Source organism: Sphingomonas sp. GlSt437, from assembly GCF_048015635.2.
Lineage (GTDB): Bacteria > Pseudomonadota > Alphaproteobacteria > Sphingomonadales > Sphingomonadaceae > Sphingomonas.
This window is the reverse complement of sequence record NZ_JBPGYA010000001.1, coordinates 913,754-925,894: the sequence shown is the minus strand read 5'-3', so window position 1 is coordinate 925,894 and position 12,141 is coordinate 913,754. Positions and strand designations below refer to the sequence as shown.

The following is a 12,141-nucleotide window of genomic DNA, read 5'->3' as shown; positions in this document are numbered from 1 at the left end:
GCGCTGCCCAACGGCATGATCGTCATCATCGCCGAACAGCTCGTTTTTCTCGAAACGCTGCTCGAGCCCGTCAACCGGGCCGCCTACAGGCCGCGTGGGCGCGAGTTGGCGCAGGTTTGGGCTGACTTGCTGTCGGCAGGGCTCCCGCCTTCGACCGTTCTTGTCGACCGCCGATCCAAGCTCACCGGTGACCATTCTCGCCGTCGCTTTCCAGCGCCGATTCCGGCCACGTTCGCCTTTCCCTAGTCTATGATGCGCGCTTTCGGGGTACTGAGCAGGATCAGACCGGATGTCCGAAATTGGGCCGAAACCCGCATGGCTGCTCTGGCTGACACGAACCGGAGAAGCAGACATTCGGCTCCGTAGGTTCTATTTGTCGAGCTGACTCACGGCAATGTTGTGAAGGTCTGACTCCGGTGGCCGTGGCGGGACAGGGGCGGAGGCTTACCTTGGCGCAAGCCGTCCCAAGATTCCCCCGTAGGCTGACAGCATCCTTCAATGCGTTTCAAGCGAAAGCTCCCACGTCTCGCCGGTCAGCATCGGCCCGAACGAGGAGTGGTCTAAGGTGGAGATAAGGTGAAATCCTTCTCGGGCGTAAATGTGGCGTGCCGCTTCCAGGATCGAATGCGTCCACAGCGTCATTCGCTGGTATCCAGCCGAGCGAGCAAACGTGATGCACTCGCGCACGAGCGCCGTGCCGATGCCCTTCCCGTGCGCACTCGGTTCGACATATAGCAGCCGCAGCCGGCACAATCCGTCACCCTCGTCGGTTACAAGCACCGACCCTGCCATTTCTCCATCGACTTCGGCTATCCAGCACTGCGCACGGCCGGCTCGGAAATTGCGGAGGAACGCTGCGACCACCTCTGCCTCATTCGCCTCGAGACCAGCACCCCAACCATAAAGCTCGTGGTAGAGGATAGCCTGCCGAGAAACGATGAGCCCCATATCACCGGGTCGGAACGTCCGTATCAAATAGGGGGACAGTCGCTTGCCGGCCAGCAGCGCTTCGCTTGCCGTCAGCGCGGCGGTAAGTCGAGCGCGAGCAGGATTGTCGAGACGTTCTACTACGTCCGCCACCTCTTTGCGTTGCCTTCGATCGAGATCGTCAAAGGCGGCCCGCCCGGTATCCGTGATGCGAATTGGGCGTCGGCGACGGTCGCCGCCGTCCCGGCCGCGCTCAACCCAGCCTCGCTGCTCGAAGCGACCGATGACCCGACTGACGTAACCTGCGTCCATGCCGAGCGACCCTTGAAGGTCGGTCGCCAGCGGGTCGCTCCCATTGGCGATTTCGAACAAGAGGCGTGCCTCGGCAAGAGACATGCCGCTTCCAAGGAAGTTCGCGTTTAGGGCACCGCTGAATAGCGTGAAGAACCGGTTGAAGCGCCGGACCGCATCGATCGTCTCATCCATAAGACCAAGTGCCGCAGAAAGTTGACAGAGTCAACTTCTTGTCAGCCCGAGGACATCAACTCGCCGATTTTGCTATTCCTGGGCAACTCTTAGCCTGTAAATCGAATGGCCAATCGCCCCTTCCGACAAGCCCGTTCAAGTGGGCTTGAGTGCGCTTGGTCGCTCTAGTGCCTCAGCAACTGAATTTGGCCGATTGTCGATCGGCCGCTTTGGACCGCCATTCTTGCGGAAGCCGTCTTTTGCGGTGACTTACGAGGGCAAAGCAGCTTTAGCATGCATAGTGGAAGACCAGCACACGGCTCATCCCCCGCCTACTGCGCTCGTGCCTAACGGCTATGGGGGCTGGTGATCGTAGGCCCATTGGGCCGCTGAGTGTCTAGAATGAGGCACAAGCAGACTGGCGCAGCACCAAGGTTGGGCCTCATCGATCCGGCAAGACTTTATGGAATTTATATGGAGAACGCACCAATTCAGTATAGAATCATTATGCTCCCTCGCCCTAGTGGCACATCGTCGTCGCAGTAGACCTTACTAAGCTCCTGACGATTAAAAGACACTAGGGGTATATTTGATGAATAAGCTAGGCTATATTACCGCAATAAGCGCAGGCGTCTGCGCGGCGATACCATCCTACGCTTATGGACAAACTCAGAAAGAAGCAGCGATCGCTGATAACACCAAACCAAGTGTAGAAACCAACGCGCCGGTTCGCATTAATGAAGGCATGCAACAGCCTGTCGCTACCCAAACGACGACAGCATCCGATGCCAATTATAACACAGATCATCTCGGCAGCGGCTTCTTCGAGCGCTTCATTAACTATTATAAATTGGAATGGGGTAAGGCGGCGCCGCCTGCCGACCCCAATGCTCCCCCCTCGCGCCGTGCGGAGTTCCCACCACAGCCCGAAAACTCGCCACCAATGCCCTTCACCGAATGGCCCTATGGGGGAGCCACAAGCATCGGGGTCAATCGCCCCGCATCGGTCGATAGCCCGCTGATGGTCGCTCTCGCTCCCTCGCGGATCGGCAAGGCATTTTCAAAGGCGCATGTCCAACTCTACGGTTGGGTCGACGTCGGCGCGAATTACAGCACCAATTCCGTGAAGGGCGGCAATGCGCCCGGCGCGTATAATTACGATCCGCGCTCGGTCCAGCTTGACCAGGCGGTGATCTACCTCGAACGTACCCCAGACACGGTCCAGACGGATCATATCGACTGGGGATTTCGCATCGCCGGTATCTACGGCGTCGATTATCGGTACACGACGTCATACGGCCTGTTCAGCAATCAGCTGCTCGGCCATGATCGGCGATACGGCTACGACCTGCCGATGGTCTATGGCGAGGTATATTTCCCCAAGGTTGCACAGGGATTGTTGATCCGGGTGGGGCGCTATATTTCGCTCCCCGATATCGAAGCGCAGCTCGCGCCCAACAATTACATGTATAGTCACTCGCTGACATACACGTTCGATAACTACACCAACACAGGCATTCAAGGCACGCTCGCTGTAACCAAGAACTTGTTCTTGCAGCTCGGCTTTGCCTTCGGCAGCGATACCGCCTTGTGGAATTACCACAAGACGTTGCCTAACCCCTTCCCCAACGTCCTCTATCCGGGAACGCGCTACAGGAAGGATCCGGGCAACCTGCCATCAGTCACGGGCTGTTTACGCTACGAATCGAACAGCGCTCGCGATGATATCTACCTCTGCGCTGATGCTATCAACAGTGGCGTCTGGGGATATAACAACCTGCAATGGTATGGCCTAACTTATTACCATCGCTTTACGGACAAGCTCCATATCTCCATCGAGAGCTACAACCTGCACCAGAGCGGCGTACCCAACGTCAACAACCCCATTGTCGCCAACATCATTGCGCAAGGGGGAACGCCATTCAGCCCGCAGAATATCCCGTTCAACGCGCCCAATGGTGCCCAATGCGCTGACCCGGCGGTGCTGAAGTGCAAGGCTTCGGCTCAATCGTTCCTGGCTTACCTGAACTATCAGCCGGCGCCCCGCGATAACGTCTCACTGCGCGGCGAGTATTTCGATGACCAGCAAGGACAGCGGACGGGCGTAAAAACCCGCTATGTCGAGGTAGCACTCGGACTTCAGCACTGGCTATCACCCCAAATCGAGCTACGGCCCGAAGTCGCCTATTATGAGGCCCTCGACGCACCGGCGTTCAACGGCAACGCCAATCTGGGGATTGCGCCAAACAAGCGCCGTTCATTCGTACTATCGGGCGATGCCATCATCCACTTTTAGGCAAGCAGGCATTTGCCCGATTTCGGACTCTGGTAGTTCGGTCCGCAGGAGGAACGGGCTACCAGAGACCCAGACGCCTCGACAACGGTGAAGCTATTGGTGTTATCCGACTTCGCTGTTGCGTCGAGCGTCTCGAACTCCGCACACCGGGTTAACCGGTGGCGGATGCCGGGTAAGCCCCGGAAGTCGGTCGGCGGGGGAGGGAGCAGTCGTGAGCGGCCGATACACTCCAAGTGTATCATAACGCTAGGCTATCAGCGCTTGGCAATGCCGATCATGGCTGCTCCCATAGCGGCAGATGTAGCGTTGGAACACGCGGTTTAGCTTCGAAACGGAAGATGAGATGGAGCATATTATTTGCAAGACATCGGTCTTTGCCTTCGCGGTAATGTCTTTTGCCGCCCATCCCATGGCGAGAAACGACCCTGGCCATTGGGAATGGACGAGCCACCCCGGCGCCGGTCCCCGCGCTCCCGTCGTCGTGAGGACACGGGAACGGATTGCCGCCCCACCAGCCACGGCTCCTAGCAGTTCAGGGCATTTGGAATGGAGGAGTCGGATATTGGGCGGGCTTCGAGCCACCTTGGCCACTCGATATCGCGTTTGGATTCCAGATTCGCAGCAGGGACATAACGGTCCCGATAGCACCCACAAACAGCCGAATTAGGCCACCGCATCAGCCACTTACTTTTAGTGACTATCTCGTTCGCTCAGAGAAAAATACATAGCCTATAGTCTTGGGGCGGGCAGCTGAATCACGACGAGCTGCCGTTGGCTCATTTTTCAAGCGCTTGATCGACTAAACGCACGAGACCGACGGTCGAATTGACTGCCAACTTATCCATCAATCGGCCGCGGCGGACCTTGACCGTAATCTCGCTGATGCCGAGCTCCGCTGCAATCTGCTTGTTGCGAAGGCCGCAGACGATAAGGTCCAGGACGGATCGTTCGCCGTCGCTCAGCAATTTCAGCCGCTCACGAGCTTCGAGCGTCGGCGCGATCTTTGCGCGCCGCGCCGCGTCTATACGGTTCGCGGCGTTGACGGCATCGATCAGCCGCTGATCGTCAAACGGCTTCGATAAAAAGTCGACGGCCCCTGCTTTCATTGCCCGCACCGCCATGGGGATATCGCCGTGCCCGGTTACAAAAACGACGGGAAGCTCAATTGGTTGATCATCAAGCGCGTCGACGAGCTCGAAGCCGCCCATCTCGGGCATCCTGACATCGAGCACGACGCAACCCGGCGCTGATTGGTCGTCGTCGTGTAGAAATTCCCTTGCCAATGCGTATGACCGCGTTGCCATTCCCATCGACGCAAGAAGATCGGCTATCGCCTCGCGTACCGCCGGTTGATCGTCGATGATCCGTACCAATGGCTGAGCATCGGCACCCTTTCTCATTTCATTCGGTGCCATTCGACCCTCCAGCCGCAGTCGGTAGGTACAACTCAAATAAAGCGCCATTGCCGTGATGACGGCCTGAGCATCGAAGAGCTCCGCCATGACTTTCCGCGATTGCCAGGCTCATCGCCAGCCCCAACCCTATGCCGCCTTGCTTGCTCGTCCAAAACGGCTCCCAAAGATGCTCTCGGGCATCATTGGAGAGACCAGGTCCATTGTCTTCCACGGCGAGTACGACCCGGCGATGGTCGTGCCGGGCAAAGACCCACAGGTTACGGTCACCTCTAGGGCCATCAGCAAGACTCTCGATCGCGTTCAGGAGCAGGTTGAGCAGTACCTGCTGCACCTGAACCCGATCGATGGACAACATAGGCAGCTGGTCACCGATGGTGACATGGCACTTGATGTCATGCCGTTCGATCTCGGCACTCGCGATTGCGATACTGTGCCTGACGATGTCGCCGATTGACGCTGGCTCCGGCTGGGGAGGTCTCCGGCTGGCAAGACGTCGAACCCCGGCGATCACTTCGGCGGCATGTGCGGCATCACGCGCAATCCGCTCGAACGTCTCGCGAGCTTTGGGCACGTCGGGCGGATCAGCGTCAAGCCAACGCCGACCTGCGCCCGCACTAGAGACCAGAGCGGCGAGTGGTTGATTGACCTCGTGTGCGATCGATGCCGTGAGCTCACCAAGATTTCCGATGCGAGACAATCGCTGCAGATGGGCGCGGGCTTCATGCGAGGCTGCTTCGAGCTTAAGCAACCGCAGTCCAAGATAAGTGGTGGTGACGATCGCCGTGATCCCGATCGCCAAGTTTACAATGCCGGCCCTGGGCGAGCCATATCGCGTCAGCGGACTTCCAAGCAGCGTCAATAGCACGCACCACGCCGCAAGCCATCTGACCCCGCGGGCCGGAAACATTCGGAACGCAAGGAGGATCGGTATGATATAGAGGACAGCAACCGCGATCGCCCAATCGGTAAACACATCTATCACGAAGATCGCAGCGATCAGGCTCGCGATACTGGTTCTGTTGATCCATCTCGGGGCAAGCTTCTGCTGGGTCATCGGCGTTCCTTACACCGCGCAATGGCGACCTGCGACCCGCTGTACACGCCCCGCAGGTGGTCAGGTTGATATACGAAAGTATATCCTAGCAATACCCCTAGTCGCTGGCAGGTAAAGTCGAGCCCCGGTACGAACGCCCTATGAATGGGGCACTGCTTTTCCACAGATCGATTATCTTGCGGCGACTGGCGATGGTGAGCCTGGTTGCGCTTGCCGGCTGCTCGGCGGGCGCCCCCGACGCCGACCGCAAGCCGGCTACGCTGCCTGCCGGCGAATTCCGCCCAACAGATGCGCAATGGTCGAACCTGTCGATCGTGTCGGCAAAATCGGAAACCTATGGCCCCGAGCTCGTTACCGACGGACAAATCGCTGCCGACGACGACCGCACTACTCAGATGTTTTCGCCCTTTTCGGGAAGGATCGCCCGAATTTTCGTCAAGCCCGGCGACGTGGTTCGTCGTGGACAACCGATTTACTCGATTGCCGCATCAGAGCTGGTTCAGGGAAGAAGTGACCTTGCAACGGCTGCAGCCGGGGTCGCTAGTGCCCGCAAAGCGTTGGCGACCGCTGAAGCGAATGCTGCGCGGCAGCAGGCGTTGTTCGCGGTGCAAGGAGCGGCCGAGCGGGACGTTCAGCAGTCGCAAGCCGACCTGGCCAGCGCGCGGGCCAACCTTGCGACCAGTGAGGCACAATTAGCCGCTGCCCGCGGTCGCTTGTCGATCCTGGGCATCGGGCTCGGGAGCGCCACGCGTGGGGCAAAAAACGAGGCCATCGTTCGTAGCCCGATCGCCGGCACGGTCATTTCGCGCCAGGCGGGTATTGGGCAATATGTCGAAAGCGCAGCGGCTGGCGCGGGGACACCGTTGTTTACGATTAGCGATCTGGCGCACGTCTGGTTGGTCGCCAATATTCGTGAAGCGGACGCCGCGAAGCTGCGACGTGGGGCGGCGCTGGCAGTACAAGTACCGGCCTTCCCCAATCGCACCTTTGCCGGGCGCGTCTATTACGTCGCGCCTATCGTCGATCCAAACACCCGACGCATTGCTGTCAGAGCGCAGATTGACAATGGCGACGGTGCACTGCGTCCCAATATGTTCGCCACCGCGCATCTTTCCGAAGGTCCAACGACGTCGGCGGTCACAGTCCCCGCGCAGGCGGTCCTTTACGAAGGTAACGACGCGCATGTCTGGGTCGCGCACCCTGAGCGGCATAGCCTCTCGTTACGTCAGATAAAGACGGGAACCAGCACGGGCGCGTTGGTCACGGTGACCCAGGGGTTGATGCCGGGCGAGCGCGTGGTCAGCGCGGGTTCGGTCTTTATCGACCGCGCAAACGGCGCGAGCTGAGCGATGGGATCGATCGTCGGCTTTGCGCTGCGGCGGCGCTGGCTCGTTTTGTTGTTCTTTTTTCTGGTCTTCATGGTTGGGCTCGGCGCGTTTGCGCGCCTCAATATCGAAGCGTATCCCGATCCCGTCCCACCGCTGGTCGACATCATCACGCAATATCCGGGACAATCGGCCGAAGAGATTGAGCGTAACATCACGATCCCGATCGAGATCCAGCTTGCCGGCATTCCCCATGTGAAAACGGTGCGCACCATCTCATTGTTCGGTTTGAGCGACGTCAAAGTGCAATTCACCTATGATTTCACCTATGACGAAGCCGAGCAGCGCGTCATCAATCGACTAAGCCAGTTGTCGCCTTTGCCGGGCGGATCGCAGCCCCAGCTCTCGCCCGAAAGCCCGATTGGCGAAATATATCGCTATCGCGTCGTCGGACCGCCCGGCTACTCCGTGACTGACCTCAAGACGATCGAGGATTGGATGCTCGAGCGTCGCTTCAAGGCGGTACCGGGCGTGATCGATGTCTCGGGCTGGGGCGGCAAGACCAAAACCTATGACGTGGTGGTCGACAAGCGGGCACTGATCGCGAACGGCCTGACGCTTGGCCAGGTGCTAACGGCGCTCGGAAACGCCAACGTCAATGTCGGCGGCCAAACGGTGGATCTCGGCCCCAAGGCCGCGATTGTCCGTGGCGTCGGCCTCATCCAGTCGCCCGAGCAAATCCGGGACACGTTCCTTAAGACCGTGAACGGTGCGCCGGTATTTGTACGCGATATTGCGAAGGTCACCGTTGGTCACTTGCCCAGACTTGGTATCGCCGGACAGGATGGCGATGACGATATCGTCCAGGGCATTGTGCTGATGCACCGGGGCGAAAAAAGCTCGCCGACAATCAGCGCTGTCGAGGCCGAAGTGCAGAAGATCAACGCCTCCGGCATTTTGCCGCCAGGCGTCCATATCGAACGCATTTACGACCGCAGCGAGCTGATCGAGCTGACGACCCATACGGTGCTGCATAACCTATTGTTCGGCATCGCGTTGATCTTCCTGATCCAGTGGCTGTTCCTCGGCAATTTGCGAAGTGCGATGATCGTCGCGGCGACAATCCCCTTCGCGCTGTTTACCGCGGTGATGATTCTGGTCGCGCGCGGTGAGTCGGCGAACCTGTTGTCGGTCGGCGCGATCGACTTTGGGCTTGTCGTTGATGCGACCGTCATCATGGTGGAGAATATCTTCCGCCACATGGCAGAAGCGCCGCGCGCCCAACTAATTGGTGACAAAGCAGTTGCGCGCAAGCTCTCGATCATCGCGGGCGCCAGCGCCGAAGTGAATCGGGCAATTTTCTTCTCAGCCGCCATTATCATCCTGTCATTTCTGCCATTATTCACGCTGAGTGGGATCGAGGGTCATATCTTCGGGCCGATGGCACGGACCTATGCCTATGCGATCGGCGGTGGTCTCATCGCAACGTTCACCGTGTCGCCCGCGCTCTCAGCACTGTTACTCAAGCTCGACATCGAGGAGCGCGAAACGGCGATCGTTCGGTTCATCCGCGGTCTGTACTCGCCAGCGCTACGCTTGGCGCTGCGCCTGCGCGGCGTCACCTTAGCGCTTGCCGGCGCGCTTTTCCTGCTGGCGCTTGTTGTCGCCCATGGGCTCGGTCTCGAATTCCTGCCGCACCTCGAGGAAGGCAATTTGTGGATCCGCGCAACGATGCCGCAGGCTGTCTCGCTCAGCGCAGGCGACGCTTATGTCAACAAGATGCGCAGGATGCTCGCAAGCTATCCTGAAGTCGCCACCGTTATATCGCAGCACGGCCGGCCCGACGACGGCACTGACGCTACCGGGTTTTTCAACACCGAGTTCTTCGTGCCGCTCAAGCCGCAAAGCCAGTGGCCGAGCGGGGTCACCAAGGAGCAGCTGACTGAAGATATGAACCGGCAGTTGTCGTCAGCCTTTGCGGGCGTCGACTTTAATTTCTCGCAATATATCGAGGACAATGTCGAGGAAGCAGCCTCGGGCGTCAAAGGCGAGAATTCGGTCAAGCTATACGGCAATGATTTGACCTCGCTGCAACGCACGGCGGAGGCCGTTAAAAGCGCCATGGCAAGCGTGCCGGGCATCACGGACTTATCGATCTTCAACTCGCTCGGGCAGCCGACGGTCCGCATTGATGTCGATCGGGCGAAGGCAGCGCGATATGGCTTGGCTCCTGGGGATATCAATGCGGTCGTCCAGGCGGCCATTGGCGGCCAATCGACAGGCAATCTTTACGAAATAGGCAGTGATCGCAACTTCCCGATCGTCGTCCGCCTCGCCGCGGGCGAGCGCGCCACGCTTGATGATATCCGCGCCATTCCGGTCGGGGTCGCTAACGCCGCCGGCGGAACGACGCAGGTACCGCTCGCCGACGTTGCCAGCGTGCGGCTCGTATCGGGAGCCTCGTTCATCTATCGCGAGCAGCAGACGCGTTACATTCCCATCAAGTTCAGCGTCCGCGGACGCGATCTCGGAAGTGCCGTCGCCGATGCCCAGGCTGCGGTCGCGAAAAAGGTGAAGCTCGCTGATGGCCAGCATCTCGAATGGGTTGGCGAGTTTGGCGATCTTCAGGAGGCGCTCGACCGGCTCCAGATCATCGTGCCGATCACGCTCATCTTGATCGGGCTGCTGCTCTTTCTCCACTTCTCGTCGATCACAGAAACATTGCTTGTTTCGAGTGTGCTCCCAATGACCGTCATCGGCGGAATCTTTGCGTTGGCGATCACTGGTACCCCCTTCAGTGTCTCGGCCGCCATCGGGTTCATCGCGTTGTTCGGGATCGCGGCGATGGAGGGGGTTATCGTGCTCTCCTATTTCCACGAACTAGTCGAGCGGGGCATTCCCCGCACCGATGCCCTGATTCAAGCGGCTGAAACGCGCCTGCGCCCCGTGCTGATGACGTGCCTTGCGGCGTGTCTGGGGCTGCTGCCCGCCGCGATGTCGACGGCGATCGGCGCGCAGGTGCAACGCCCATTGGCGCTTGTCGTCGTCGGCGGCATCCTGCTCGCGCCCGCGCTTATTTTGTTAATGTTGCCAGTGCTGATGGAGCGCTTTTCGCCCGCCGGCCGCCGGTCGGGCAAGTCACGCGAGCCAGTTGCGGAGGAACCGGCATGAGGCGCAGTTGGCGAGCGCTGGCGCTGGCGTTGCCGCTGGCGGGTTGCGCGGTCGGGCCGAATTTCCACCGACCAGCACCACCTCAAGTTTCGTCTTACACGCCTGATCCGCTGCCAGCCCAAATAGCGTCGGCAGCGGGCAGCCAGTCGCTCGAGCAGGGGGCGCCGGTTTCTGCCCGGTGGTGGACCGTCTTTGGTTCGGCCGAGCTCGACGCCCTTGAGGACGAGGCATTGCGACACAACCCCGATGTCGCGAGCGCCACAGCGGCACTGCGGGCAGCACAGCAGAATTATCTGTCGCAGCGCGCTGCGCTTTTCCCGACAATCGAAGGCAACGCACAAGCGTCCCGGCAGAATGTTGCAGGCGTTCTGCAATCGGCGCTCAACGACAATTCGAGGACCTATAATCTTTACAGCTTGGGCGTGACTGGTGGTTATACGCTCGATCTTTTTGGCGGCGTTCGTCGCGGCATTGAGGGAGCGCGGGCGCAAGCCGAGCAGCAACGCTTCCAGACCGAGGCGGCTTATCTGACCGTGACGACCAATGTCGCCAGTACCGCAATCACGCTGGCCAGCACCGAACGCCAAGTCGCGATCACGGATCAAGTCATTGCTGCTGATCGTCGGTTTCTCGATATTGTGGTTCAGCAGCAGCGATTAGGGGCGGCAAGCGGTGCCGACGTCGCGGCGGCGCAGCTGGCGCTGTCGCAGGCGGAAGCCGTCAGGCCGGCGCTCATCAAACAGCAAGCGCAAGCCCGTGATTTTCTTGCCGTGCTTGTCGGTCGCTATCCCGCCGATCATTTTGTCGCGCCGGATCTTGCCGCGCTTCATTTACCAGCGACGCTGCCCGTATCGCTGCCGTCAACGCTCGCCGATCAGCGCCCGGACATCCGGGCCGCCGAGGCGAACCTCCATTATGCGTCCGCGCAAGTCGGCGTTGCTATTGCGGCACGCTTGCCCAATTTTACGATCAATGCGGGGACGGGCGGCACGTCTACGACGTTGAGCACGTTGTTCACCAACGGCAATACCTTCTGGTCGGTTGCGGGCAATCTCCTCCAGCCCATCTTCGATGGCGGTGCATTGCTGCATCGACAGCACGCGGCGCAAGCGACGCTCGATCAGGCCAAGGCGCAATATCGGTCAACCGTGCTGAGCGCGATGCAGAATGTCGCCGATGTCTTGCAAGCCATCCAAGCCGACGCCGCCGAAGAAGTTAGCGCGGCTGCAGCCGACGCAGCTGCAGCCCGAGCCTTGCGAATCGCGCGCGATCAGACACGCCTTGGCCAAGTAAGCGGCGCAGCGACATTGCCTCTCGAAGCCGCGTCGCTCCAGGCTAAGCAGAATTTAGCACAAGCGCAGGCGCAACGCCTGACCGACAGCGTGTTGTTGTTCCAGGCATTGGGCGGCGGATGGTGGAACAAATCGGACGGCCAAGCCCCGCAGCGCTAACGGCGATTTTCCGTTCGGCTTTGAAAAATTCGAGATA

At 59.7% G+C, this 12,141-nt stretch carries 8 protein-coding genes; 5 read left to right on the top strand and 3 right to left on the bottom strand.

Going from position 1 to position 12,141, the window contains the following annotated elements; all coding sequences use genetic code 11:
• The first annotated feature begins 15 nt into the window (after positions 1-15).
• Complete coding sequence (locus ACLB0R_RS04700) at positions 16-246, top strand: hypothetical protein (protein WP_416642189.1); 231 nt, start codon at positions 16-18, stop codon at positions 244-246.
• 249 nt (positions 247-495) lie between these two features.
• Here ACLB0R_RS04700 and ACLB0R_RS04695 read toward each other — a convergent pair whose 3' ends face one another.
• Positions 496-1,413 (bottom strand): bifunctional helix-turn-helix transcriptional regulator/GNAT family N-acetyltransferase, encoded by a 918-nt coding sequence (locus tag ACLB0R_RS04695; protein ID WP_416642188.1) that lies wholly within the window; start codon positions 1,411-1,413, stop codon positions 496-498.
• Between the two features lie 571 nt (positions 1,414-1,984).
• Between ACLB0R_RS04695 and ACLB0R_RS04690 the strand changes: the two genes are divergently transcribed.
• The gene (locus ACLB0R_RS04690; protein WP_416642187.1) at positions 1,985-3,688 is read left to right on the top strand and encodes an outer membrane beta-barrel protein; all 1,704 of its coding nucleotides are present in this window, start codon (positions 1,985-1,987) and stop codon (positions 3,686-3,688) included.
• A gap of 776 nt (positions 3,689-4,464) precedes the next feature.
• On the opposite strand, the gene ACLB0R_RS04685 is transcribed toward ACLB0R_RS04690, so the two are convergent.
• Positions 4,465-5,103 (bottom strand): response regulator transcription factor, encoded by a 639-nt coding sequence (locus tag ACLB0R_RS04685; RefSeq protein ID WP_416642186.1) that lies wholly within the window; start codon positions 5,101-5,103, stop codon positions 4,465-4,467.
• Complete coding sequence (locus tag ACLB0R_RS04680) at positions 5,090-6,157, bottom strand: sensor histidine kinase (protein ID WP_416642185.1); 1,068 nt, start codon at positions 6,155-6,157, stop codon at positions 5,090-5,092. Before ACLB0R_RS04680 ends, ACLB0R_RS04685 begins: the two co-directional genes overlap by 14 nt.
• A 140-nt stretch (positions 6,158-6,297) precedes the next feature.
• Here ACLB0R_RS04680 and ACLB0R_RS04675 point away from each other — a divergent pair, with 140 nt between their 5' ends.
• Genes ACLB0R_RS04675 through ACLB0R_RS04665 form a run of 3 tightly spaced genes read left to right on the top strand, consistent with a single transcriptional unit; the run spans position 6,298 to position 12,104 of the window.
• Positions 6,298-7,503, top strand: coding sequence for an efflux RND transporter periplasmic adaptor subunit (locus tag ACLB0R_RS04675; protein ID WP_416642184.1), 1,206 nt, complete (start codon positions 6,298-6,300; stop codon positions 7,501-7,503).
• 3 nt (positions 7,504-7,506) lie between these two features.
• Positions 7,507-10,653, top strand: coding sequence for an efflux RND transporter permease subunit (locus tag ACLB0R_RS04670; protein WP_416642183.1), 3,147 nt, complete (start codon positions 7,507-7,509; stop codon positions 10,651-10,653).
• Complete coding sequence (locus ACLB0R_RS04665) at positions 10,650-12,104, top strand: efflux transporter outer membrane subunit (protein ID WP_416642182.1); 1,455 nt, start codon at positions 10,650-10,652, stop codon at positions 12,102-12,104. Before ACLB0R_RS04670 ends, ACLB0R_RS04665 begins: the two co-directional genes overlap by 4 nt.
• Positions 12,105-12,141: the final 37 nt, after the last annotated feature.

What these genes read in the sequence shown, in the direction of transcription:
- ACLB0R_RS04700 (WP_416642189.1), top strand. Translation starts at nt 16, where the DNA reads ATGATCGTCATCATCGCCGAACAGCTCGTTTTTCTCGAAACGCTGCTC.
- ACLB0R_RS04695 (WP_416642188.1), bottom strand. Translation starts at nt 1,413, where the DNA reads ATGGATGAGACGATCGATGCGGTCCGGCGCTTCAACCGGTTCTTCACG.
- ACLB0R_RS04690 (WP_416642187.1), top strand. Translation starts at nt 1,985, where the DNA reads ATGAATAAGCTAGGCTATATTACCGCAATAAGCGCAGGCGTCTGCGCG.
- ACLB0R_RS04685 (WP_416642186.1), bottom strand. Translation starts at nt 5,103, where the DNA reads ATGGCACCGAATGAAATGAGAAAGGGTGCCGATGCTCAGCCATTGGTA.
- ACLB0R_RS04680 (WP_416642185.1), bottom strand. Translation starts at nt 6,157, where the DNA reads ATGACCCAGCAGAAGCTTGCCCCGAGATGGATCAACAGAACCAGTATC.
- ACLB0R_RS04675 (WP_416642184.1), top strand. Translation starts at nt 6,298, where the DNA reads ATGAATGGGGCACTGCTTTTCCACAGATCGATTATCTTGCGGCGACTG.
- ACLB0R_RS04670 (WP_416642183.1), top strand. Translation starts at nt 7,507, where the DNA reads ATGGGATCGATCGTCGGCTTTGCGCTGCGGCGGCGCTGGCTCGTTTTG.
- ACLB0R_RS04665 (WP_416642182.1), top strand. Translation starts at nt 10,650, where the DNA reads ATGAGGCGCAGTTGGCGAGCGCTGGCGCTGGCGTTGCCGCTGGCGGGT.